23 protein-coding genes and 1 tRNA gene are annotated in these 24,090 nt (G+C 66.7%); 8 read left to right on the forward strand and 16 right to left on the reverse strand.

Features of this window, described 5'->3' with window-relative positions:
* Positions 1 to 94 precede the first annotated feature (94 nt).
* The 10 genes from cyoD to murJ form a co-directional block, all read right to left on the reverse strand.
* The gene (gene cyoD, locus ATCM_RS10645) at positions 95 to 436 is read right to left on the reverse strand and encodes a cytochrome o ubiquinol oxidase subunit IV (RefSeq protein ID WP_132864505.1); all 342 of its coding nucleotides are present in this window, start codon (positions 434 to 436) and stop codon (positions 95 to 97) included.
* Positions 436 to 1,065 (reverse strand): cytochrome o ubiquinol oxidase subunit III, encoded by a 630-nt coding sequence (gene cyoC, locus ATCM_RS10650; RefSeq protein ID WP_132864506.1) that lies wholly within the window; start codon positions 1,063 to 1,065, stop codon positions 436 to 438. The genes cyoD and cyoC overlap by 1 nt, the downstream gene beginning before the upstream one ends.
* The gene (gene cyoB / locus ATCM_RS10655; protein WP_132864507.1) at positions 1,062 to 3,059 is read right to left on the reverse strand and encodes a cytochrome o ubiquinol oxidase subunit I; all 1,998 of its coding nucleotides are present in this window, start codon (positions 3,057 to 3,059) and stop codon (positions 1,062 to 1,064) included. Before cyoB ends, cyoC begins: the two co-directional genes overlap by 4 nt.
* 2 nt (positions 3,060 to 3,061) lie before the next feature.
* Entirely contained in the window at positions 3,062 to 4,123 is a 1,062-nt protein-coding gene (gene cyoA / locus ATCM_RS10660) for a ubiquinol oxidase subunit II (protein WP_132864508.1), read from the reverse strand.
* A 273-nt stretch (positions 4,124 to 4,396) separates the two neighbouring features.
* Positions 4,397 to 4,472: transfer RNA gene (locus ATCM_RS10665), tRNA-Thr, on the reverse strand.
* A 35-nt stretch (positions 4,473 to 4,507) separates the two neighbouring features.
* Complete coding sequence (gene ispH / locus ATCM_RS10670) at positions 4,508 to 5,458, reverse strand: 4-hydroxy-3-methylbut-2-enyl diphosphate reductase (RefSeq protein WP_132864509.1); 951 nt, start codon at positions 5,456 to 5,458, stop codon at positions 4,508 to 4,510.
* Positions 5,459 to 5,509: 51 nt separating this feature from the next.
* On the reverse strand, positions 5,510 to 6,016 hold the full coding sequence (gene lspA / locus ATCM_RS10675) for a signal peptidase II (protein ID WP_132864510.1): 507 nt from the start codon (positions 6,014 to 6,016) through the stop codon (positions 5,510 to 5,512).
* 87 nt (positions 6,017 to 6,103) lie between these two features.
* A complete protein-coding gene (gene ileS / locus ATCM_RS10680) occupies positions 6,104 to 8,938 on the reverse strand; it encodes an isoleucine--tRNA ligase (RefSeq protein WP_132864511.1) in 2,835 nt (944 codons plus the stop codon).
* Positions 8,935 to 9,882: a bifunctional riboflavin kinase/FAD synthetase gene (locus tag ATCM_RS10685; protein WP_132864512.1), complete on the reverse strand. Its 948-nt coding sequence runs from the start codon at positions 9,880 to 9,882 to the stop codon at positions 8,935 to 8,937. Before ATCM_RS10685 ends, ileS begins: the two co-directional genes overlap by 4 nt.
* Before the next feature lie 66 nt (positions 9,883 to 9,948).
* A complete protein-coding gene (murJ, locus tag ATCM_RS10690; protein ID WP_132864513.1) occupies positions 9,949 to 11,541 on the reverse strand; it encodes a murein biosynthesis integral membrane protein MurJ in 1,593 nt (530 codons plus the stop codon).
* Between the two features lie 116 nt (positions 11,542 to 11,657).
* Between murJ and rpsT the strand changes: the two genes are divergently transcribed.
* Complete coding sequence (rpsT, locus tag ATCM_RS10695) at positions 11,658 to 11,927, forward strand: 30S ribosomal protein S20 (RefSeq protein ID WP_057629708.1); 270 nt, start codon at positions 11,658 to 11,660, stop codon at positions 11,925 to 11,927.
* A gap of 211 nt (positions 11,928 to 12,138) precedes the next feature.
* Here rpsT and obgE read toward each other — a convergent pair whose 3' ends face one another.
* From obgE to rplU, 3 genes are all read right to left on the reverse strand, one after another.
* A complete protein-coding gene (obgE, locus tag ATCM_RS10700) occupies positions 12,139 to 13,197 on the reverse strand; it encodes a GTPase ObgE (RefSeq protein WP_132864514.1) in 1,059 nt (352 codons plus the stop codon).
* 182 nt (positions 13,198 to 13,379) lie between these two features.
* Positions 13,380 to 13,640, reverse strand: coding sequence for a 50S ribosomal protein L27 (rpmA, locus tag ATCM_RS10705; protein WP_132864515.1), 261 nt, complete (start codon positions 13,638 to 13,640; stop codon positions 13,380 to 13,382).
* Between the two features lie 19 nt (positions 13,641 to 13,659).
* Positions 13,660 to 13,968 carry a 50S ribosomal protein L21 gene (rplU, locus tag ATCM_RS10710; RefSeq protein ID WP_132864516.1) on the reverse strand — a complete coding sequence of 103 codons (309 nt, stop codon included), beginning with the start codon at positions 13,966 to 13,968 and terminating at the stop codon, positions 13,660 to 13,662.
* A gap of 280 nt (positions 13,969 to 14,248) precedes the next feature.
* On the opposite strand from rplU, the gene uvrA reads away from it, so the two are divergent.
* Positions 14,249 to 17,209: an excinuclease ABC subunit UvrA gene (uvrA, locus tag ATCM_RS10715; protein WP_132864517.1), complete on the forward strand. Its 2,961-nt coding sequence runs from the start codon at positions 14,249 to 14,251 to the stop codon at positions 17,207 to 17,209.
* Positions 17,209 to 17,616: a thioesterase family protein gene (locus ATCM_RS10720; RefSeq protein ID WP_132864518.1), complete on the forward strand. Its 408-nt coding sequence runs from the start codon at positions 17,209 to 17,211 to the stop codon at positions 17,614 to 17,616. The genes uvrA and ATCM_RS10720 overlap by 1 nt, the downstream gene beginning before the upstream one ends.
* Before the next feature lie 84 nt (positions 17,617 to 17,700).
* Here ATCM_RS10720 and ATCM_RS10725 read toward each other — a convergent pair whose 3' ends face one another.
* The gene (locus ATCM_RS10725) at positions 17,701 to 18,234 is read right to left on the reverse strand and encodes a peroxidase-related enzyme (protein WP_132864519.1); all 534 of its coding nucleotides are present in this window, start codon (positions 18,232 to 18,234) and stop codon (positions 17,701 to 17,703) included.
* 118 nt (positions 18,235 to 18,352) lie between these two features.
* Between ATCM_RS10725 and ATCM_RS10730 the strand changes: the two genes are divergently transcribed.
* Positions 18,353 to 19,285: an AraC family transcriptional regulator gene (locus tag ATCM_RS10730; RefSeq protein ID WP_132864520.1), complete on the forward strand. Its 933-nt coding sequence runs from the start codon at positions 18,353 to 18,355 to the stop codon at positions 19,283 to 19,285.
* Here the strand turns inward: ATCM_RS10730 and ATCM_RS10735 are convergent.
* Positions 19,264 to 19,716: a copper chaperone PCu(A)C gene (locus ATCM_RS10735; RefSeq protein WP_132864521.1), complete on the reverse strand. Its 453-nt coding sequence runs from the start codon at positions 19,714 to 19,716 to the stop codon at positions 19,264 to 19,266. The two genes, ATCM_RS10730 and ATCM_RS10735, sit on opposite strands and share 22 nt — an antisense overlap.
* Positions 19,717 to 19,753: 37 nt before the next feature.
* On the opposite strand from ATCM_RS10735, the gene ATCM_RS10740 reads away from it, so the two are divergent.
* The 4 genes from ATCM_RS10740 (at position 19,754) to ATCM_RS10755 (ending at position 23,340) form a co-directional block, all read left to right on the forward strand.
* Positions 19,754 to 20,536: an enoyl-CoA hydratase/isomerase family protein gene (locus ATCM_RS10740; RefSeq protein WP_132864522.1), complete on the forward strand. Its 783-nt coding sequence runs from the start codon at positions 19,754 to 19,756 to the stop codon at positions 20,534 to 20,536.
* Between the two features lie 67 nt (positions 20,537 to 20,603).
* Positions 20,604 to 21,503, forward strand: coding sequence for an acyl-CoA thioesterase II (gene tesB / locus ATCM_RS10745; protein WP_132864523.1), 900 nt, complete (start codon positions 20,604 to 20,606; stop codon positions 21,501 to 21,503).
* Between the two features lie 3 nt (positions 21,504 to 21,506).
* Positions 21,507 to 22,016: a DUF2007 domain-containing protein gene (locus ATCM_RS10750; RefSeq protein ID WP_132864524.1), complete on the forward strand. Its 510-nt coding sequence runs from the start codon at positions 21,507 to 21,509 to the stop codon at positions 22,014 to 22,016.
* A gap of 124 nt (positions 22,017 to 22,140) precedes the next feature.
* Positions 22,141 to 23,340 (forward strand): sigma-70 family RNA polymerase sigma factor, encoded by a 1,200-nt coding sequence (locus ATCM_RS10755; RefSeq protein ID WP_132864525.1) that lies wholly within the window; start codon positions 22,141 to 22,143, stop codon positions 23,338 to 23,340.
* A gap of 67 nt (positions 23,341 to 23,407) precedes the next feature.
* On the opposite strand, the gene ATCM_RS10760 is transcribed toward ATCM_RS10755, so the two are convergent.
* Entirely contained in the window at positions 23,408 to 23,983 is a 576-nt protein-coding gene (locus ATCM_RS10760; protein WP_132864526.1) for an EF-hand domain-containing protein, read from the reverse strand.
* Between the last annotated feature and the right edge of the window lie 107 nt (positions 23,984 to 24,090).

A 24,090-nucleotide genomic window follows, 5' to 3' on the forward strand; every position in this document is an offset into this window, starting at 1 on the left:
GCCTCCGGACGGTGGCGGCACGTGCCGGCCGTGCCCAAAAGGAAAGGCCGCCCCGAAGGACGGCCTTTCCCGGATGCTCAGGCGGTCAACCCGCTCAATGCATCATGTGGTGGTTCATGTTCCACATCACCCACAGCGTGCCGACCACGATGATGCCGATCACCACCAGGGTGAACAGGCCGGCATTGACGTTCCAGCGGGCGGCCGAGGAACGGTCCAGGTGCAGGAAGAACACCAGGTGCACCAGCAGCTGCAGGATGCCGGCGACCACGATCACCGCACCGGTGGCCAGGCCGGAGGACAGGCCGCCGCTCATCACCACCCAGAACGGGATGATGGTCAGCACCGCAGCCAGCACGAAACCGATCAGATAGGACTTCACGCTGCCGTGGCTTTCGCCGCCGGTACCGTGTGCATGATTGTCATGTGCGGACATTACATAGCTCCCGACAGGTAGACGACAGAGAACACGCCGATCCAGACCAGATCCAGGAAGTGCCAGAACAGGCTCAGGCACGCCATGCGGGTCTTGTTGCGCGGGGTCAGGCCATCGCGCTTGAGCTGGATGAACATCACCAGCAGCCACAGCAGGCCGGCGGTCACGTGCAGGCCGTGGGTGCCGACCAGGGCGAAGAACGCCGACAGGAAGGCACTGGAGTCCGGACCGTTGCCGTTATGGATCAGGTGGTTGAACTCCCAGATTTCCATGCCCATGAAGCCGGCGCCCAGCAGCCAGGTGACGGCCAGCCAGAAGAACATCAGGCCCTGCCTGGACTGGTGCATGGCGATCATGCCCAGGCCAAAGGTCAGCGAGGACACCAGCAGCAGCGCGGTTTCCCAGGCCACGAACGGCAGCTCGAACAGCTCCTTCGGGCCCGGGCCACCGTTGGTGCCGCCGGACAGCACCACGTAGGTCACGAACAGCGAGGCGAAGATGAGCAGATCGCTCATCAGGTACACCCAGAAACCGAAGACGGTGTTCTCGCCCGAATCGTGGTGCTCGTGGTCGTGGCCGGCTGCATCTGCAGCCGAACCGTGGTTCAACGTGTGGGCGTTCGTGCTCATGCCTTCACCTCGGTCTTCACCAGCCCCTGTGCTTCCAGGTGGCGGCGGTGTTCGTTCTCGATACGTTCCACTTCAGCGGCCGGCACCCAGTAGTCCACGTCCTTGTCGAAGGTACGGACGATGAAGGTACCGATCATGCCGACCAGGCCGATGATGGCCAGCCACCAGATGTGCCAGACCATCGCAAAGCCCAGCACCAGGCTGAACGCGCCGATCACCACGCCGGCACCGGTGTTGCGCGGCATGTGGATGTCGGTGTACTTGGCCGGCTTCGGCCAGGCTTCACCACGCTGCTTGCGCTGCCAGAAGTCGTCGTGCTCCTCGCCCTTGGGCAGGGTCGCGAAGTTGTAGAACTGCACCGGGGAAGCGGTTTCCCACTCCAGGGTACGGGCATCCCACGGGTCGCCGGTCAGGTCCATGTTCTTCTTGCGGTCGCGGATGGACACGTAGATCTGGATCACTTGGCACAGGATGCCCAGGGCGATGATCGCGGCGCCGACGGCGGCGACGACGAAGAACGGCTGGTACTCCATGTTCGGGTAGCTCTGCATGCGGCGGGTAGCGCCCATGAAGCCCAGGGCGTACAGCGGCATGAAGGCCACGTAGAAGCCGATGAACCAGCCCCAGAACGCACGCTTGCCCCAGGTCTCGTCCAGCTTGAAGCCGAACATCTTCGGCCACCAGTAGGTGATGCCGGCGAACATGCCGAACACCACGCCGCCGATGATGACGTTGTGGAAGTGGGCGATCAGGAACAGCGAGTTGTGCAGCACGAAGTCGATGGCCGGGATCGCCAGCATCACGCCGGTCATGCCGCCGATGGTGAAGGTGACCATGAAGCCGATCGTCCACAGCACCGGCGAGGTGAAGTGCACGCGACCGCGGTACATCGTGAACAGCCAGTTGAAGATCTTCACGCCGGTCGGGATCGAGATGATCATCGTCGTGATGCCGAAGAAGGCATTGACGTTGGCACCCGAGCCCATGGTGAAGAAGTGGTGCAGCCACACGATGAAGGACAGCACGCCGATGCAGGCCGTCGCGTACACCATGCCCTTGTAGCCGAACAGGGTCTTGCGCGAGAAGGTCGCGATCACTTCGGAGAACACACCGAATGCCGGCAGCACCAGGATGTAGACCTCCGGGTGACCCCAGATCCAGATCAGGTTGATGTACAGCATGGCGTTGCCGCCACCATCGTTGGTGAAGAAGTGCGTCCCCAGGTAACGGTCCAGGGTCAGCAGCACCAGGGTGACGGTCAGCACCGGGAAGGCGGCGATGATCAGCACGTTGGTCACCAGCGCGGTCCAGCTGAAGACCGGCATGGTCATCAGCTTCATGCCCGGGGTGCGCATCTTGAGGATGGTGATGAAGAAGTTGATGCCGCTCAGCGTGGTACCCAGGCCGGACACCTGCAGCGCCCAGATGTAGTAATCCATGCCCACGCTTGGACTGTATTCCAGCCCCGACAGCGGCGGGAACGCCAGCCAACCGGTCGCGGCGAACTCACCGATCCACAGCGAGATCATCATCAGGCCACAGCCTGCGACGAACAGCCAGAAGCTCAGCGAGTTCAGGAACGGATAGGCAACGTCGCGCGCACCGATCTGCAGCGGCACCACCAGGTTCATCAGGCCGGTGATCAGCGGCATGGCCACGAAGAAGATCATGATCACGCCGTGGGCGGTGAAGATCTGGTCGTAGTGGTGCGGCGGCAGGTAGCCCTCGGCGCCGCCGGCGGCGACGGCCTGCTGGGCACGCATCATGATCGCGTCGGAGAAGCCGCGCAGCAGCATCACGAACGCCACGATCAGGTACATCGCGCCGATCTTCTTGTGGTCCACCGAGGTGAACCACTCCTTCCACAGGTAGCCCCACAGCTTGAACTTGGTTATGGCACCCACGACTGCCAGGCCACCGATGATCGCGCCGATCAGGGTGGTCAGCACGATCGGATCGTGCGGCAGTGAATCAAATGAGAGTTTTCCGAGCATCGTCATTCTCCCGAGCCACCGTGGCCAGCGTGAGCGGCCCCGGCGTTCGCGTCTGCATTGTGACCGTCGTGGCCGCCAGCCTCGCCTGCGGCGGGGGCCGCTGCGGCGTCGTGACCTTCGTGGCCCATGGCTTCATGGTTCATCGCTTCGTGGCCTGCGCCCTCGTGCGACATCGCCTTGCCGTCATGCTTCATGCCGAAGTGGTGGTTGTCGCCCACGTGCTTGGCGATGATCCAGTCGAACAGGCCCTTCTCGGTGCTGCCGTAGTAGGTCACCGGGTGCCAGTCGTGGTTGCGCTCGGCGCTCAGCTCGGCGAAGGACGCCTGGTCCATCACCTTGGCATCGGCGCGCACCTTGGCCAACCAGGCCTGGTACTCGTCGTTGCTGACCGCGTGCGCGTCGAAATGCATCTTGCTGAAGCCCGCGCCGCTGTAGTGCGAGGAGCGGCCGTGGTAGGTACCGGCTTCGTCCGCGATCAGGTGCAGCTTGGTCTCCATGCCGGCCATCGAGTAGATCATGCTGCCCAGATGCGGAATGAAGAACGCGTTCATCACCGTGTCGGCGGTGATCTTCAGGTTCAGCGGGGTGTGCACCGGGAAGGTCAGTTCATTGACCACGGCGACGTTTTCTTCCGGATAGACGAACAGCCACTTCCAGTCCAGCGAGATGGCCTCGACCACGACCGGCTTGGCGTCCGACTCCAGCGGCTTGTACGGGTCCAGGGCGTGCGAGGAGCGCCAGGTCAGCACGGCCAGCACCAGCACGATCATGCAGGGGATCGACCAGACCACCACTTCGATGGCGGTGGAGTGATGCCAGGTCGGCTCGTAGCGGGCCTTGGTGTTGGAAGCGCGGTACTTCCACGCGAACACCAACGTCAGCACGATCACCGGGATGACGACCAGCAGCATCAGCACCGTGCAGGTGATCAGCAGCGTGAGTTCGTCCCGGGCGATCTGGCCCTTCGGGTCAAACAAGGCCCAGTCGCAGCCCGTCATCAAGACGGCCATCGCGACAATCAGGCCCGGACGCAATAAGCGTCCAAGAGATTTCAACGGAATCATCGGTCGATCCAATTGCGGTGGAGGTACTGGCCCCCACGCCCCATGCCACAAGCGCGAACAGCCGCCCGGGGATTGCCCGCCGGGACGACGCTGAACAGGGAACGTGAGTCAGTGCCGCAATTTTAGGCCTTCACGCAACACTTAGGATAGGCATTGACAATGATTTCACGCAGGAAACAGGCACCTGGACGTGCGACACGTTGTCGCACCGGCGGCGCACGCGCGCAGGCCGGAAAGCAAAAAAGCCGACTCGGCAAAGTCGGCTTTCTGCTTTGGTGCCGGAAACAGGAGTCGAACCTGCGACCTACGCATTACGAATGCGCCGCTCTACCAACTGAGCTATTCCGGCGTGGCCGCGAAGTTTAATGAATGCCGGCGGCGTGGTCAATCGACCAGGCGCAGCCGCAGTTCCTTCGGCAGCGCGAACACCATCGATTCCGGTTCACCATCCAGCTCGGCCACGCCGCTGGCGCCGAGCTCGCGCAGGCGGGCGATCACGCCATCCACCAGCACCTGCGGCGCCGAGGCACCGGCGGTCAGGCCGATGCGCTGCTTGCCGGCCACCCAGGCCGGATCGATTTCCTGTGCACCGTCGATCAGGTAGGACTCCACGCCTTCACGGCGGGCCAGTTCACTGAGGCGGTTGGAGTTGGAGCTGTTCGGCGAACCGACCACCAGCACCAGGTCGCACTGCTTGGCCAGGTCACGCACCGCGTCCTGGCGGTTCTGCGTGGCGTAGCAGATGTCGTCGTTCTTCGGGCCCTGGATGGCCGGGAAATGGGTGCGCAGGGCTTCGATCACCGCGCGGGTGTCATCCACCGACAGCGTGGTCTGGGTGGTGTAGGCGAAGTTCTCCGGCTGGCTGACCTGCAGCGCCTCCACGTCCTCCACGCTCTCCACCAGGTAGATGTGGCCCTTGCCCTTCTCGCGGTTCCACTGGCCCATGGTGCCTTCCACTTCCGGATGGCCTTCGTGGCCGATCAGCACCACGTCGCGGCCGGCGCGACAGTGCCGCGCCACTTCCAGGTGGACCTTGGTCACCAGCGGACAGGTGGCGTCGAACACCTTCAGGCCGCGGCGCTCGGCTTCGCCGCGCACCGCCTGCGACACGCCGTGGGCGCTGAAGATCACCGTGTTGCCGTCCGGCACTTCGTCCAGTTCCTCGACGAAGATCGCCCCGCGCGCCTTCAGGTCATCGACCACGAAGCGGTTGTGCACCACCTCGTGGCGCACGTAGATCGGCGCCCCCAGCGTCTCGATCGCACGCTTGACGATCTCGATGGCGCGGTCGACGCCGGCGCAGAAACCACGGGGATTGGCAAGCAGAACGTCCATCTTTCAGATACTCCGGCCGGCAATGGCCGGTTTCGGTGAAACAGGTGGGGATTATCCGGCCTTTTTGCCGGACTTGCCTTCAAACAGGCCCGACACGGCGATGCCGATGGCGCCAGCCACGATCGCCGAATCGGCGATGTTGAACGAGGGCCAGTAATGGTTGCCCACGTACCACTGGATGAAGTCCACCACGTGACCGTGGATCTGCCGGTCGATCACGTTGCCGATCGCGCCGCCGATCACCAGCGCATACGGCAATGCGCTGCGCCAGTTGGCACGCGGCGTGCGCGACAGCCAGAACGCCATCAGGCCGCTGATCGCCACCGCCAGGAAGGTGAAGAACCACAACTGCCAGCCACCGGCGCCACTGAGGAAGCTGAACGCCGCGCCGGTGTTGTAGGTGCGATACCAGTTCCAGAAGCCGTCGATCACCGGCACCGGGGTGAACTCGGGCAGGCTCGACAGCACCCACGCCTTGCTCCACTGGTCCAGCCCGATCACCGCCACCGACAGCAGCAGCCAGATCAACGCATTGGGTTTAACCGCTTTCGACTGCATGTGTGCATCCGTAGAAATTCTTCAGGAAAGACGCGGGCGCCCGGCCATGGCCGTCGGCACCCTCGCCTCTTCAACCGCCGCGGCTGGTCAGAACCAGCGGCGGTCCTCGCCCGCACCTTCGATGTTGCTGACGCAGCGACCGCACAGCTCCGGGTGCGCGGCCACCGCGCCGACGTCGGCGCGGTAATGCCAGCAACGCACGCACTTGGCCTTCTCGGTCGGCTGCGCGCTGACGAACACCTCGTCGGTGGTCGCCGGGCGCACGCTCACGTCGCCGCTGATGAACAGGAAACGCATTTCATCGGCCAGCGGCTGCCAGCGTGCGGCCTGCTCCTCGTTGGCGGCGACGGTGATTTCCGCTTCCAGCGCCGCGCCGATGGCACCATTGGCGCGCATCGGCTCCAGCACCTTGGCCACCTGCTCGCGCAGTGCCAGCAACTGGTCGAAGTCGGCCGCCGACAGCTGCGCATCGGCCGGCAACGGGGCCAGGCCGTCGTACCAGGTGGTGAACAGCACGTTGCCGGCGCGTTCGCCCGGCAGGTAGCCCCACAGCTCCTCGGCGGTGAAGGTCAGGATCGGCGCCACCCAGCGCACGAACGCCTCGGCGATGCGGTACATCGCGCTCTGCGCCGAACGGCGGCCGCGCGAATCCTCCGGCATCGTGTACAGGCGGTCCTTGGTCACGTCCAGGTACAGCGAGCCCAGGTCCACGCTGCAGAAGTTCAGCAGCAGCTGGACGATCTCGGCCATGTTGTAGCTGGCGTAGGCGAGCTTGATCTTCTCCTGCAGGTCGAACGCGCGGTGCACGATCCAGCGGTCCAGCGCGACCATGTCTTCCAGCGGGCGCAGGTCCCGGGCCGGGTCGAAGCCGTCCAGGTTGCCGAGCAGGAAGCGCGCGGTGTTGCGCAGGCGGCGATAGGCATCGGCGTTGCGCTTGAGGATCTCCTGCGACAGCGACATCTCGTTGCTGTAGTCGGCCGAGGCGATCCACAGGCGCAGGATGTCCGCGCCCAGCTTGTTCATGATGTCCTGCGGCTCGATGCCGTTGCCCAGCGACTTGGACATCTTGCGGCCGTGCTCGTCCACGGTGAAACCGTGGGTCAGGCACTGCCTGTACGGCGCCGCCTTGTCGATGGCCACGCCGGTCAGCAGCGAGGACTGGAACCAGCCGCGGTGCTGGTCCGAGCCTTCCAGGTACAGGTCGGCCGGCTTGCCGAAGCCACGCGCCAGCAGCACGCCTTCGTGGGTGACGCCCGAGTCGAACCAGACATCGAGGATATCGGTGACCTTCTCGTACTGCGCGGCCTCATCGCCGAGCAGTTCGCTGGCATCCAGCGAGTACCACACGTCGATGCCCTCGACCTGCACGCGGTCGGCCACCTGCTGCATCAGCTCGACGGTGCGCGGGTGCGGCTCGCCGGTCTCGCGGTGCATGAACAGCGCGATCGGCACGCCCCAGGTACGCTGGCGCGAGATCGTCCAGTCCGGGCGACCCTCCACCATGCTGGCGATACGCGCCTTGCCCCAGGTCGGGAACCAGCCCACGGTGTCGATGGCCTTCATCGCATCGGCGCGCAGGCCAGCCTTGTCCATCGAGATGAACCACTGCGGGGTGGCGCGGAACACCAGCGGCGTCTTCTTGTGGCGCCAGCAATGCGGGTAGCTGTGCTGGATTTCGACGAACGCCAGCAGCGCGCCGCTCTGGCGCAGCACCTCGATGATCAGCGGCTGGGCCTTCCAGATGTGCAGCCCGGCCAGTTCCTGCGTGCCGGCCGGCGGCGTCGACGGCAGGTACACGCCCGCACCGTCGATCGGGTTGATCTGGCCGGCGTTGTAGTGCTCCAGCAGGCCATAGGCCTGGCTGACCACGTAGTCCTCCTGGCCGTGGCCGGGCGCGGTATGCACCGCACCGGTACCGTCGGCATCGGACACGTGCTCGCCGTTGAGCAGCGGGATGTCGCGGTTGGCGTAGAACGGGTGCGCCAGCAGCTGGTTCTCCAGCGCCGCGCCCTTGGCACGGCCGTGCACCACCACCTCGGCCACGCCATAGCGGGCCAGCGAACGCTCGGCCAGCGCCGAGGCCAGCACCAGCCAACGCGGCTGGCCGTTGTGGGCCGGGCCCTCGACCAATGCATATTCGATGTCCGCGCCCAGCGACACCGCCAGCGAGGCCGGCAGCGTCCACGGGGTGGTGGTCCAGATCGGCACCGCCACTTCCACGCCCGCCGGCAGCGTGACGCCGAAGCTGGCGGCCAGCGCCTTGGCATCCCGCGCGGCGTAGGCCACGTCCACGGCCGGCGAGGTCTTGTCCTGGTACTCGATCTCGGCCTCGGCCAGCGCCGAGCCGCAGTCGAAGCACCAGTGCACCGGCTTGGCGCCGCGCACCAGGTGGCCGTTGGCGACGATCTTGGCCAGCGCGCGGATCTCGTTGGCCTCGAAGTCGAAGCTCAGCGTCTTGTATGGGTTGTCCCAATCACCGATCACGCCCAGGCGCTTGAAGTCGCGGCGTTGGATGTCGATCTGCTCCTCGGCGTACTCGCGGCACTTCTGGCGGAACTCGACCGCGTCCAGCTTGACGCCGACCTTGCCCCACTTCTTCTCGACCGCGATCTCGATCGGCAGGCCGTGGCAGTCCCAGCCCGGCACGTAGGGCGCATCGAAGCCGTCCAGGTAGCGCGACTTGACGATGATGTCCTTCAGGATCTTGTTGACCGCGTGGCCCAGGTGGATCTGGCCATTGGCGTACGGTGGGCCATCGTGCAGCACGAACAGCGGCCGGCCCTTGGCGTTCTCGCGCAGCTGCGCGTAGATGCCCTGCTCTTCCCAACGCGCCAGGATGCCCGGCTCGCGCTTGGGCAGGTCGCCGCGCATCGGAAACTCCGTTGCCGGCAGATGGAGGGTGGCTTTGTAATCCTGGCTCACGCGGTGGCTCGCAATCTGTGTTCGGAAAGGATGCGACGCGCCTGTTCGGCGTCGCGGTGCATCTGCTCGGTCAGCGCCGGCAGATCGTTGAACTTCTCTTCATCGCGCAGCTTGGCGACGAACTCCACTTCGATGTGGCGACCGTACAGGTCGCCCTGGAAATCAAACAGGTGGGCTTCCAGCAGCGGCTCCACGCCCTCCACGGTCGGGCGCGTGCCGAAGCTCGAGACCGACGGCCACGGCTGCTCGAAGACACCGTGCACCCAAGTGGCGTAGATACCTGAAAGTGCGGGTGTTTTGGGGAAACGCAAGTTGGCCGTGGGGAAGCCCAGCGTACGGCCCAGCTGCTGCCCGCGCACCACCCGGCCGCCGATCGCGTACGGGCGGCCCAGCAGGTCGGCGGCGTGGCCGAAGTTGCCGGCCACCAGCAGCTCGCGGATGCGGGTGCTGGAGATGCGCTCGCCGTTCAGGTGCACCGGCTCGATCTCGCCGGCCACGAAGCCCAGCTCGGCGCCCATCGCCTGCAGCAGCGCGATATCGCCGCCACGGCGGTTGCCGAAGTGGAAGCGGGGGCCGATCCAGACCTCGCGCGCCCCCAGCCGGCGCACCAGCATGTCGCGCACGAAGTCCTCGGCGGTGATCGCCGCCATCCGGGCGTCGAAACGCAGCAGGCCGACCTGGTCGATGCCCAGCTCGCGCAGCGTGGCCACCTTGTCGCGGGCCAGCATCAGCCGCGGCGGCGGGTTGTCCTTGGCGAAGAACTCACGCGGCAGCGGCTCGAAGCCCAGCGCCACGGCGGGCACGCCCAGCGCGCGGGCACGGGCAACGGCGTGGCGCACCAACGCCCGATGGCCCAGGTGCAGGCCGTCGAAGGCACCGATGCAGACCACGCTTCCCTGCGGGGCAAGCACCCCGCCATCGACGTCTCTAAAAAGCCTGCTCATTCCATCCGGATCCGGCCCTTTCCGGGCCGGTTCTGTCTCATGTAGCCCGGAAGTATAGCGGGCGCCTCAATGCCCGCGCAGGTCGCGCGGGCGGAAGCCCATGGCCACCATCGCCAGCAGGTAGGTCAACCCGCCACCGCCGACCAGCAGCGCCAGGCTGCCGATCCGATGCCATTTGTCCATCGGGGTGAACGCCGGCAACCAGTACAGCAGGGCCAGCAGTACCGCCACCATCGCCGCGCAGGACAGCAGCAGGCGCACCACGTACCCGCCCCAGCCCGGTCGCCGCTGGTAGACGCCGGTCTTGCCCAGCCAGTACCACAGCAATCCAAGGTTCAGGTAACTGGACAGCGCGCTGGCGATGCCCAGCGCCAGGTGCAGGCCCGGCTGCTTGGCCAGCGCGGCCATCACCCCCTGCGCCTTCAACGCCTCCGGTACCATGATCTGGTAGACCACCGCCAGCAGGATGAAGTTGAACACCATGTTGGCCACCAGCGCGACCAGGCCGGCGCGCACCGGGGTCTTGGTGTCCTGCCGCGAGTAGAACGCCGGCAGCACCACCTTCAACAGCGCGAACGCCGGCAGGCCGAAGCTCAGGCCATAGACCGACAACGCCGTCATCCGGGTATCGAACGGGGTGAACTGGCGGTACTGGAACAGGGTCGCGATCAGCGGCTCGGCCAGCAGCAACAGGCCAAGCATGGCCGGTACGGCGATCAACAGGGTCATGCGCAGACCCCAGTCCAGCGCGTTGGAGAAGCCTTCCCCGTCGGTCTTGACGTGATGGCGGGCCAGCGCCGGCAGGATCACCGTGCCCAGTGCCACCCCGAACACGCCCAGCGGCAGCTCCAGGAAGCGGTCGGCCAGCGACAGCCAGGACTGCGAGCCATCGCTGAGCTTGGCCGCGATCACCGTGTCCAGCATCAGGTTGATCTGCGCCACCGAGGAGCCGAACAGGGTCGGTACCATCAGGGTCAGCACCCTGCGCACGTCCGGGTGGTTCCAGCCCCAGCGCGGCAACGTCAGCAGGTTGATGCCCTTCAGCGAGGGCAGCTGGAACAGCAACTGCAGCACGCCGGCCGCCAGCACCGACCAGCCCAGCGCCAGGATCGGCACCTCCAGCCGCGGCGCCAGCCACAGCGCGCCGGCGATCATGCACAGGTTGAGGATCACCGGCGTCAGCGCCGGCATGGCGAACTTCTGGAAGCTGTTCAGCGCCCCGCCGGCCAGCGCGGTCAGCGACACGAACAGCAGGAACGGGAAGGTCAGCCGCAGCAGGTCCACCAGCAGCCCGTACTTGACCGGGTCGGCGGCATCGGCGTCGGCGAACAGCCAGGCGATCTGTGGCGTGAAAATCAGCCCCAGCGCGGTCAGGACCAGTAGAATGCCCCCTAGGGTCCCGGACACCCGGGACATGAGCTCGCGCAGGTCAGCGTGCGGGCGGGTTTCCTTCACCTCGGTGAATACCGGTACGAACGCCGTGGCGAATGAGCCCTCGGCAAACAGCCGGCGCAGGAAATTGGGCACGCGGAAGGCCACCCAGAACGCATCGGTGGTCGCATTGGCACCGAAGGTGATGGATATTGCCTGATCGCGCGCGAGCCCGAGGACCCGCGAAATCATCGTCATGCTGCTGAACGACAGCAGCCCCCGCAACATGCGCGGCGAACTCACTTAACAGCCCCCTTGACAACTCGACTTGACGTTCATTTGGTCTGCCATCATACTTGTGAGCTTGCTGTTCCCACCACATCGATTTTCAGGAAACCACCACTGTGGCCAATATCAAGTCCGCCAAGAAGCGCGCCAAGCAGACCGTTGTGCGCAACGCGCGTAACACGGCTCAGCGTTCGATGCTGCGCACCGCCGTCAAGAAGGTGATCAAGGCTCTGGACGCCAACGACGCCGCCGGCGCCGAGGCTGCCTTTGCCGTCGCCCAGCCGATCCTCGACCGTTTCAGCGCCCGTGGCCTGATTCACAAGAACAAGGCTGCGCGTCATAAGAGCCGTCTGACCGCCCGCATCAAGGCCATCAAGGCCGCCTGATCCGGCGATCACCTGGAGCCGCAAGGCTCCCGGCATGAAAAGCCCGGCTCCGCGCCGGGTTTTTTGTTGCCCGCGATCCCCATGGAGCGGAGCCAAGCTCCACCGGGCTTTCCCGGGAAAGGCCCTGCCGAGCATGGCTCGGCGCTACCGGCATAAAAAACGCCGCCCTCCCCTTCGGGAACGCGGCGCTTCTGCCTGCGGCACGGGAAACTCAGCCGCCCTGCGCTTCGCGCTCTTCGGCTTCCAGCAGCTTCTGGTGGTCGAAGAAGGCCATGATGTCCTTCATGATCGGCCAGGTGCCCTCACGACCCAGCGCCGAGACCAGGTACCACGGACCGGTCCAGCCCAGCTCCTTGACCACCTGCTCGGCCGCGGCCTGCGCCTCGTCCTCGAACATCAGGTCGGCCTTGTTCAGCACCAGCCACCGTGGCTTCTCCAGCAGTTCCGGGTCGTGCTTGCCCAGCTCACGCTCGATCGCACGCACCTGCTCGACCGGCGAGATGCCTTCCACGCCCCCTTCCATCGGCGAGATGTCGACGAGGTGCAGCAGCAGGCGGGTGCGCTGCAGGTGGCGCAGGAACTGCGCGCCCAGGCCGGCACCGTCGGCAGCGCCTTCGATCAGGCCCGGGATGTCGGCGATCACGAAGCTGCGGTAGTTCTCCACCTTCACCACGCCCAGGTTCGGGTACAACGTGGTGAACGGGTAATCAGCCACCTTCGGCGTCGCCGCCGAGACCGCGCGGATCAGGGTGCTCTTGCCGGCGTTCGGGAAGCCCAGCAGGCCAACGTCGGCCAACAGCTTCAGCTCCAGCTTGAGCAGGCGGTCCTCGCCCTCCTCGCCCGGCAGCGCCTGGCGCGGGGCACGATTGGTCGAGCTCTTGAAGTGCATGTTGCCCAGGCCGCCCTTGCCGCCCTTGGCCACCAGCAGGCGGTCGCCATGCTGGACCATGTCACCGATCACTTCGTCGGTGGCCACGTTGATCACCACGGTGCCGACCGGCACGGTGATGACCAGGTCCTCGCCCCCCTTGCCGTAGGCCTGGCGGCCCATGCCGTTCTCGCCGCGCTGCGCCTTGAAGATGCGGTCATGGCGGAAGTCGACCAGGGTGTTCAGGTTCTCGTCGGCACGGATCCACACGCTGCCGCCGTCGCCGCCGTCACCACCATCGGGACCACCGAGCGGAATGAACTTCTCACGGCGAAAGCCCACGCAGCCGTTACCGCCGTTGCCAGCGATGACCTGGATCTCCGCTTCGTCTACAAGTTTCATGATTCTGGTTGCCCACTGATGGCGGGAGGCAGGACTGCCTGGCCGCTGATTCTATGCAATGCCCCGGCCTGGCCGGAACGACGGACCGCTGGCCCGCCAATATATCTGCCAACGAAAAACCCCGCCGAAGCGGGGCTTTCGTCAGCTGCCCACGCTGGACGTGGGCGCCTGCGCGTGCGGAATCAGACTTCCGCGACGACGCTGACGGTGCGACGCTTCTTGGCGCCCTTCACCGAGAACTCGACCTTGCCGTCGACCAGCGCGAACAGCGTGTGGTCACGGCCCAGGCCCACGCCTGCACCCGGGTGGAACTGGGTGCCGCGCTGACGCACGATGATGTTGCCTGCCTCGATGGCCTGGCCACCAAAGATCTTGACGCCCAGGTACTTCGGGTTGGAGTCGCGGCCGTTGCGCGAGGAGCCTACGCCCTTTTTATGTGCCATGACGGATTCTCCTTAGCTATTAGCCGGCGATGCCGGTGATTTGGATTTCGGTGTAGTACTGACGGTGACCCTGACGCTTCATGTGGTGCTTGCGGCGACGGAACTTGATGATCCGGACCTTGTCGGCGCGGCCGTGGGCCACGACTTTGGCGGTCACCGAGGCGCCCTTGAGCGCATCACCCAGCTTGATGCCGTCGGCATCGCCGAGCATCAGGATGTTGTCGAACTTGATCTCGCTGCCGGCTTCGACTTCGAGCTTCTCAACGCGCAGGGTTTCACCCTGAGCGACGCGGTACTGCTTACCGCCAGTTACCAGAACTGCATACATGACCAGACTTCCTCTGTAGTTATTGTGGTCGCCGTGCCCGCCATCGAGGGCGGACAGAAGCGGGATTTTACCGACACAACCCAGCCCGGGTCAACCCACCCCCTGCTCGGGAAAACCGTGTCTGAACAATCACCTGCCTACCGCCCAGTCTCAGCTTTTCGGACTGGCAAATGCGGTAATTGCCCCAAAATCACAAGGCCGCTAGGCTGATCGACTGCCGTCAGCTACGCCCCCCACTTCTGCCGCCGGCCTGCCGGCGGCGGTCCAATACGGATCTCCCATGGCGATGGATTTCATCCGCATCCGCGGTGCGCGGACGCACAACCTCAAGAACATCGACCTCGACCTGCCCCGCGACAAGTTGATCGTGATCACCGGCCTGTCCGGCTCGGGCAAGTCCTCGCTGGCGTTCGACACCATCTATGCCGAAGGCCAACGCCGCTACGTCGAGTCGCTGTCGGCCTACGCACGCCAGTTCCTGAGCGTGATGGAGAAGCCGGACCTGGACCACATCGAGGGCCTGTCCCCGGCCATCTCGATCGAGCAGAAGTCGACCTCGCACAACCCGCGCTCGACCGTGGGCACCATCACCGAGATCTACGACTACCTGCGACTGCTCTACGCCCGCGTCGGCAGCCCGCGCTGTCCGGACCACGGCTACCCGCTGGAAGCGCAGACGGTCAGCCAGATGGTCGACCAGGTGCTGGCGCTGGACCCCGAGCAGCGCTACATGCTGCTGGCCCCGGTCATCCGGGACCGCAAGGGCGAGCACGTGCAGGTGTTCGACCAGCTGCGCGCGCAGGGCTTCGTGCGCGTGCGGGTGGACGGCGAGCTGTACGAGATCGACGCGGTGCCGCCGCTGGCGCTGCGCCAGAAGCACACCATCGAGGCGGTGATCGACCGCTTCCGCCCGCGCGAGGACCTCAAGCAGCGCCTGGCCGAAAGCTTCGAGACCGCGCTCAAGCTGGGCGACGGCATGGCCTCGGTGCAGAGCCTGGACGACGCCAAGGCCACCCCGCAGCTGTTCTCCTCCAAGTACTCCTGCCCGGTCTGCGACTACGCGCTGCCGGAGCTGGAGCCGCGCCTATTCTCGTTCAACGCGCCGATGGGCGCCTGCCCGGGTTGTGATGGCCTGGGCATGGCCGAGTACTTCGACCCGTCGCGGGTGGTGATTCACCCGGAGCTGTCGCTGGCCGCCGGCGCGGTGCGCGGCTGGGACCGCCGCAACGCCTACTACTTCCAGCTGATCGCCTCGCTGGCCAAGCACTACAAGTTCGACGTCGACGCGCCGTGGCAGTCGCTGCCGGAAAGCGTGAAGCAAGCCGTGCTGTACGGCAGCGGCGAGGACCAGATCACCTTCACCTACTTCACCGAGGCCGGTGGCCGCAGCCAGCGCAAGCACCGCTTCGAGGGCATCATCCCCAACCTGGAACGCCGCTACCGCGAGACCGAATCGCCGGCGGTGCGCGAGGAGCTGGCCAAGTACATCAGCGAGCGGCCGTGCCCGGAGTGCAAGGGCGCGCGCCTGAACAAGGCCGCCCGCAACGTGTTCGTCGCCGACCGCCCGCTGCCCGAACTGGTGGTGATGCCGATCGACGAGGCCCTGACCTTCTTCAACCAGCTGACCCTGCCGGGCTGGCGCGGCGAGATCGCCACCAAGATCGTCAAGGAGATCGCCGAACGGCTGGGCTTTCTGGTCGACGTGGGCCTGGATTACCTCACCCTGGAGCGCAAGGCCGACACCCTGTCCGGCGGCGAGGCGCAGCGCATCCGCCTGGCCAGCCAGATCGGCGCCGGCCTGGTCGGCGTGATGTACGTGCTCGACGAGCCGTCCATCGGCCTGCACCAGCGCGACAACGAACGCCTGCTCGGCACCCTGACCCGCCTGCGTGACCTCGGCAACACGGTGATCGTGGTCGAACATGACGAAGACGCCATCCGCCTGGCCGACTACGTGCTGGACATCGGCCCCGGCGCGGGCGTGCACGGCGGCGAGATCGTCGGCCAGGGCTCGCTGCAGGACATCCTCGATGCGCCGCGCTCGCTGACCGGCCAGTACCTGTCGGGCAAGCGTGCCATCGAGATCCCGGCGCGCCGGCACAAGGCCAACCCGAAGATGACGCTGCACCTGCGCGGTGCCAGCGGCAACAACCTCAAGGGCGTGGACCTGGACATCCCGGCCGGCCTGCTGACCTGCATTACCGGCGTGTCCGGCTCGGGCAAGTCGACGCTGATCAACGACACCCTGTTCTCGCTGGCCGCCAACGAGATCAACGGCGCCTCGCACCCGATCGCGCCGTACAAGGAAATCGACGGCCTGGACCTGTTCGACAAGGTGGTGGACATCGACCAGTCGCCGATCGGCCGCACCCCGCGCTCGAACCCGGCCACCTACACCGGCCTGTTCACGCCGCTGCGCGAACTGTTCGCACAGGTGCCCGAGGCGCGTGCGCGCGGTTACTCGCCGGGCCGCTTCAGCTTCAACGTGCGTGGCGGCCGCTGCGAGGCCTGCCAGGGCGATGGCCTGATCAAGGTGGAGATGCACTTCCTGCCGGACGTGTACGTGCCCTGCGACGTCTGCCACGGCAAGCGCTACAACCGCGAGACGCTGGAGATCCTCTACAAGGGCTACAACATCAACGACGTGCTGGAGATGACCGTCGAGGATGCGTTGCGCCTGTTCGAACCGGTGCCGACCATCGCCCGCAAGCTGGAAACGCTGGTCGACGTGGGCCTGAGCTACGTCAAGCTGGGCCAGAGCGCGACCACGCTGTCCGGTGGTGAAGCGCAGCGCGTGAAACTGTCCAAGGAGCTCTCGCGCCGTGATACCGGGCGCACCCTGTACATCCTCGACGAGCCGACCACCGGCCTGCACTTCCACGACATCGAGGCCCTGCTCGGCGTACTGCACAAGCTGCGCGACGAGGGCAACACGGTGGTGGTGATCGAGCACAACCTGGACGTGATCAAGACCGCCGACTGGATCGTCGACCTCGGGCCGGAAGGCGGCCATCGCGGCGGCACCATCCTGGTCACCGGTACCCCCGAAGACGTGGCCGCGCATCCGGACTCGTACACCGGCCAGTTCCTGGCGCGGATGCTGCCGTCCACGCAGGCGCGCCCGGAGCAGCCGGCCGCAGTGGCCAACAAGCCCGATGCGCGCCCGCCGCGCAAGGAAAAGGCCGCCAAGAAGACGGCCACCAAGAAAGCCGCCGCCCCCCGCAAGAAGAAGGCCTCGTGATGAGCAGCGAACACAAGCAACTGGCCCGCGTACCGATCAGCGTGCGCTGGCGCGACATGGACTCCATGGGCCACGTCAACAACGCCAAGTACGTCTCCTACCTGGAAGAGGCGCGCGTGCGCTGGATGCTGGGCGTGGAAGGCGTGTCGATGAGCGACCGCATCGCACCGGTGGTGGCCAACACCAACATCAACTACCGCCTGCCGATCGTGTGGCCCAACGACATCGTGGTGGAACTGTTCGTCGAGCGGCTGGGCAACAGCAGCGTGACCATCGGCCATCGCATCGTCGACCAGCAGGACAGCAGCAAGCTGTACTCCGACGGCAATGTGGTCGTCGTGTGGATGGATACGCAAACCGGCAAGAGCGCGCCGTTGCCGGAACCGGTGCGGAACGCTTCGAGCTGAGTTGCCGTATGCATTGCTGGAATGAGGAAAGCCGCCCTTGGGGGCGGCTTTCCTTTTTCCGGCTGAAGCGCAGCAGCGCCCCCGTTACTTCAACGCCACCTTCGGGAAATCCACCGGCACATCCAGCGCCACGTTGATGTAGTTGGTGAACAGGTTGAGCGCGACGTGGGCCAGGATCTCCACGATCTGCCCGTCATCGAATCCGGCCCCACGCAGGTGCGCGACATCCGTGTCGGTGAGCTGCGCACGCTGCTCCACCACCTTCAACGCAAACGCCAGCGCCGCCGCGGTACGGGCATCACGGGAGCGACCAAGCTGCGCCTCGGCCATGTCGGTGGCGGTCGCGCCGGCCTGCTGGCCGAGCACGGTATGGGCAGCCAGGCAGTACTCGCATCGGTTGCGGTTGGCGATGGCCACGGCGATCTGCTCACCCAGGCGCGCGCCGAGCGTGCCCTTGCCCAAGGCACCGAAAGCGGCCCACATGCTCTGCAGTGCGGCCGGGGAGTTGGCAACGGCCTTGAACATGTTCGGGGTGGCGCCGAAGGCCTGCTGGATCTGGGCGAGCAGCGGCTGGCTGGCGGCGGGAGCGGATTGGGACTGAAGGCTGACACGGGACATGGTGATCTCCTGATCGGTGGGGTGGGACGCATCGGGCGGGCTGCCCGTGGAGCCAGTCTCCGCGACCCGGATGGATCATTTGATACGATTCGTACGTCAAACAAACCAATTGATACAAATGAGCACCACTCCCCCGATGGATCGGCTGGCCGGCATCCTGGACAACTTCCGCTTCCGGGCGCAGCTGTACCACTCGGGCCCCCTGTGCGGACTCACCCATTTCGACGCCGGCCAAGGCCATGCCTTCCTGCACGTGCTGCGCCGCGGCCAGCTCGAGGTCAGCCACCCCGGCCGCCGCGACCTGCCGGAGCGGATGCATTTCGATGTCCCCAGCCTGCTGTTCTATCCCCGTCCGCTGACCCACCGGTTCCACAACCCGCCCCGCGACGGTGCCGACTTCACCTGTGCCCGGCTGGATTTCGATGGCGGCATGGCCCATCCGCTGGTCCGGGGGCTGCCGCCACTGGTCGCGCTGCCACTGGACCGGGTACCCGGACTGGCGCTGTCACTGGAGCTGCTGTTCTGCGAAACCGACCAGGCACGCTGTGGACAGCGCCTGCTGACCGACCGCCTGTTCGAGGTCGTGGTCATCCAGTTGCTGCGCTGGTTGCTTGATCACCCGGAGGAAGCGTGCATCCGTCCCGGTTTCATCACCGGCCTGTCCGAGCCGCGGCTGGCCCGTGCGCTGGTAGCGATGCATGACACGCCGGGCCATCCATGGACACTGGCACGCATGGCCGAACGCGCCGGCATGTCACGCACCGCCTTCGCCAACACCTTCCGCGCGTGGGTCGGGCAGACCCCGGCCGACTACCTGACCGATTGGCGCATCGCGCTGGCGCAACGCGACCTGCGGCGTGGCCGGCCGATCACCGCGCTGGCCGAAGAGCTGGGGTATGCCAATGCCTCGGCGCTGTCCCGCGCCTTCGCTGCGAAGGTGGGCGCCTCACCGCGCGACTGGATGAAGCAGGTGCGGCACGCCCACCAGGCGGCTCCCGGCCCGGACGCGGATCCCGCTGCGTGGGACGGTCAGGGCTGCCCCGGCGCCTGACGCCGCACCTGCAAGGTGCCATCCACCTTGGTCCCGTCCTCCAGGCTCAGCCGCAGGGGCACCCGCGTGCCCTCGGCCAGCGTCAGCGCAGGCTGCATCAGCATCAGGTGCAGGCCACCGGGCTTGAGCTCCACCGTCGCCCCGGCCGGGATCGGCAACCGCGCCACCTCGCGCATTCGACTGACCCCCTGCACCTGCGTGGTTTCATGCAACGACACCTCGCCAAACGCGCGGCTGCCTGCGGCCACCACCACCACCTCGGTACGGCAGTCGTTGCGGAGGCGCGCGTAGCCGGCCGTCATCGGCAGGGCGCCCGGTGGCAGCCGCGCCCAGCCATCGGTGATCGTCACGCAGGCCGGCGCGCGCGTTTGAGCTGCGGCGCCGAACCCACACAGGCCCAACAGTACGCACACGAATGGTTTGGTTATCATCGAAACCACGACTCCCTGCCGTACGAGAAACCGCAGCATGACCACGCTCATCGAAGTGATCAACCATGGCCCCATCCGCGAACTGCGCCTGGCCCGGCCGCCGGTCAACGCGCTGGACACCGAGCTTTGCCGGTCGCTGATCGCCGCGCTGAGCCAGGCCATGGCCGAGGACGTGCAGGGCATCGTGCTGTCCGGCAGCGAACGTATCTTCACCGGCGGCATGGACGTGCCGTACCTGCTGCGCCATGGCCAGGACAAGCACAAGCTGCTGGACAGCTGGCAGGCCTTCTTCGGCGCCGCCCGCACGCTGGCCGAAAGCCGCATCCCGGTGGCGGCGGCATTGACCGGCCACTCGCCGGCCGGCGGCTGCGTGCTGGCGCTGTGCTGCGATTACCGGGTGATGGCACGCAGCGTCGACCCGGCCAAGCCCTATGTGATCGGCCTGAACGAAGTACAGGTCGGCCTGGTCGCGCCGGAAGGCATCCAGCGCCTGATGCGGCGCGTGGTCGGCACCCACCGTGCCGGCGTGCTGCTGGCCGGCGGCCAGCTGGTCACCGCCGAGCGGGCGCTGGAGATCGGCCTGGTCGATGAACTGGCCAATGGTGCCGATGCGGTCGTCGCGCAGGCGGTTGCCTGGCTGCAGGCACAGCTCAAGCTGCCGCGCCAGCCGATGCTGCAGACCCGCGCCATCGCCCGCGCCGACCTGCACGACGCCATGCAACCGGAGCACATCCAGCTTGAGCGGTTCGTCGAGGCCTGGTACTCGGCCGACGCCCAGGGCGCGCTGCAGGCGCTGGCCGCACGCCTGGGCAAGAACTGAGCCCCGCCGGCGGGCGGCGCGCTGCCGCCCGTTATAATCGCGGCCTGTCGAACCGAAGGCCGCCGTCTTGTCCGCCAATGCCGAACCCGTTGTCCCCGAACTGATTGACCTGTTGTCGCTGGAGCGGCTGGAGGACAACCTGTTCCGTGGCCAGAGCCGCGATATCGGCACCAAGTACGTGTTCGGCGGGCAGGTGTTGGGACAGGCGCTGGCCGCCGCCCAGGCCACCATCGACAACGGCCGCCACGTGCATTCGCTGCATGCCTATTTCCTGCGTGCCGGCAACATCGACCACCCGATCATCTACGACGTGGACCGCACCCGCGATGGCGGCAGCTTCTCGGTGCGCCGTGTCACCGCGATCCAGCACGGCAAGGTGATCTTCTTCTGCGCGGCCTCCTTCCAGCAGGCCGAACGCGGCGCCGAGCACCAGCACAAGATGCCGGAGGTGCCGGCACCGGAAGACATCGAGCCCAACCGCCCGCTGCCGGCCGACGTGCTCGAGCGGCTGCCGGTGAAGGTGCAGCGCTGGCTTTCGCGCGGCGGCCCGTTCGAGTTCCGCCATGTCTATCCGCGCGACGAACTGCACCCGCCCAAGCGCCCGCCCTACCACCAGGTGTGGCTGCGACTGAACGAAAAGGTCGGCGATGCACCGGAGCTGCACCAGGCATTGCTGGCCTATGCCTCCGACTTCCACCTGCTCGGCACCGCCACCTTCCCGCACGGCATCAGTTACTACCAGCCGCACGTGCAGATGGCCTCGCTGGACCATGCCATCTGGTTCCATCGCCCGTTCCGGGTCGACGACTGGCTGCTGTACTCGCTGGACAGCCCGAGCGCACAGGACGCGCGCGGCCTGGCGCGGGGCCAGTTCTTCACCCGTGACGGCGTGCTGGTGGCCAGCACCGCGCAGGAAGGCTTGATCCGCGTCACGCCTTCCACCGGCGCCGACGGCGGCAAGGAGTAAGCCATGCGCAAGATCTTCAGCAGCCAGCGCGTGGAGAACGCCGAGGCGGTGGCGCAGATGCTGCGCGATGCCGACATCGAGGTCCGCGTCACCAACGGCCACTCGTACCACAGCAAGCGCCGCGGCCAGTTCAGTTACCTGGACAAGAGCGACGGGACCAACCATCCCGCGGTGTGGGTGGTGCATGCCAATGACCAGCCGCGTGCGCGCGAGATCCTGCGCGGCGCCAACCTGCTGCAGACCACCCGTACCGACCATCCCGTCGCCGAGTACGCCTTCCGCGAAATGCCGCAGCAGGAAAGCGGCGGCCGCGGCTGGGCATGGCGCATCCGCATCATCCTGCTGGCGGTGATCGCCGGCGTGGTGCTGCTGATGATGCTGCGCCGGCAGGCCGCGCCCACCCCGCCAGCACCGGCGCCCGCCCCGCAGGCCCAGCCCGCGGCGCCGCAGGCGCCGGAGGAGGTACGCGTGCGGATCCAGCCGACCACCGCGCCGGACGCCGGCAAGAAATAGCCCGGATCCGAAACGGGGAAGCGCCAGTGCCACCACCCTGCCCGGCCTTCTCCCTGTTTCCCCGTCCCCGGTCACATCCAGCGCTGGCCTGCGTCATGTATTGCGAACCCCGAGGGAAGCGCCCATGACCACCGCCACGCTGGACACCCTGCTGCAACAGGAACTGCCCGCCGCCCGCCGCGGCTGCACCCGCTCCTACGGGCGCATCGTGCTGGGTTGCCAGAACACGGTGACCGCCATCGCCCTGGCGATCACCCGCGACGTGCAGGCCAGCGAGGACATCGCCCAGGAGGCCTTCATCAAGGCCTGGCAGCAGCTCAACCAACTCAACAACGGCGCCAGCTTCCTGCCGTGGCTGCGCCAGATCACCCGCAACCTGGCCCGGGACTGGCTGCGAGCCAACCACAACCGCCCCCTCAGCGGCGAGGCGGCCGAGATCGCCATCGGCATGGCCGCCGACCCCGCACCGGATGCGGTCGAGGCAATGAGCCGCGTCGAAGAGGAACTGGTCGCCGAGGAAATCATCTCGGCCCTGCCCGAGGACAGCCGCGAGACCCTGCTGCTGTTCTACCGCGAAGGACAGAGCTCGCAGCAGGTCGCACGGCTGCTGGGCCTGAGCGATGCCGCCGTGCGCAAGCGCTTGTCGCGTGCCCGCGCCACCGTGCGCGACGAACTGCTCAAGCGCTTCGGCGAGTTCGCCCGCAGCACCGCGCCGGGCACAGCCTTTGCCGCGGCGGTCTGCTCGACGGTGATGCTGGCCGCGCCCGGCACCGCCAGCGCCATCGTGGTCGGCACCGCCGCCGGCGCCGGCAAGCTGGGGGCCAGTGGCCTGGGCACGACCACCCTCGGAGGCGGTGCCGCCGCCGGCACGCTCGGGGCGACGGTGAACACCCTGATGCCCAACTCCCACGACATCCTGCTGGTCATCGGCAGCATCGCGTTCGGCATGCTGTCGGCCTACCTGTCCAGCCTCTACCTGCTGCGCTATGCCGAGACCGCGCAGGAGCGCACGCAGTTGCGCCGTTTCCTGCGCCTGCATGTCACCACCGCCTTCCTGTTCTGCACCAGCACGATGGCGACGGTGCTGCTGCGGATGGGCCCCTTGCCCGGGGTGCTGGTCATCGCCGTGGGCATGACCGTGCTGAACTACCAGTACCTGGTCAGCCTGCCGCGGGTGATGGCACCGATGCTGGCGCGCGACGCCGCGCGCCACGGCCGCCGTGGCCCGACCTGGGTCTATCGCAGCCTGTTCGGCCGCAGCGCGGTGGTTGGCGCGTCGCTGCTCGTGGTGGTCGCGGTGGTGTACGCCTTGATGGGCAACTGAGGCCGGACATGAAACACCCCCGCTGTTGCCAGCGGGGGTGCTGTCGATCGGCGCCTCTCCGGAAGGGTTACTTCGCAGCCGGAGCCTGCGGCGGCATCGGACCGCGCGGGCCGCGCGACCGCTCCTTGCCGCGTGCTGCGTCCAGTTCGGCCTGGCTCAACTTGCCGTCCTTGTCGGTGTCGGCCTGGGTGAACCATTCGGTGCGGCGCTGCTCGGCGCGGGCCTGGCGGTCGGCCTGGTCGATGAAGCCGTCCTTGTTGACGTCGAGACGGTCGAAGTGGGCCCGGTACTCGGCAGCGCTGATCCGGCCGTCGTTGTCGGTGTCCATGCCGCGCAGCATGAAGCCATCACGTCCGCCATGGCCCGCATGGCCATGGCCGCCCCGGCCATGCCGGTCGGCGAAACGCGGGGCCGGCAGCTCCTCGCGCGACAGCTTGCCATCCTTGTTCTTGTCCAGCTCGTCGAAGCGCTGGGCCAGGCGCGGATGCGAGGCGGCTTCCTGGCGATCGATCACGCCATCACCGTTGGCATCCATGCGCGGCGGCGTGGGTCGCTGGCCGGCGGGACTGGCAGCCAGTGCAACACCGGTGGCCGACGTGGCCAGCAGCAGGGCCAGCAGGAGGAAGGGCTTGCGTTGGGTCATGGTGCGACTCCGTTGGTGGAAGAACGGACGCGACAGTGCGTCCTCGCTACCGTCAACGCGCGGGGGAAACACCGGTTGACGTCTCCACCGGCGATATTCATCGGGCA

Origin of the sequence: Stenotrophomonas sp. ATCM1_4 (assembly GCF_004348115.1) — a bacterium.
Lineage (GTDB): Bacteria > Pseudomonadota > Gammaproteobacteria > Xanthomonadales > Xanthomonadaceae > Stenotrophomonas > Stenotrophomonas capsici.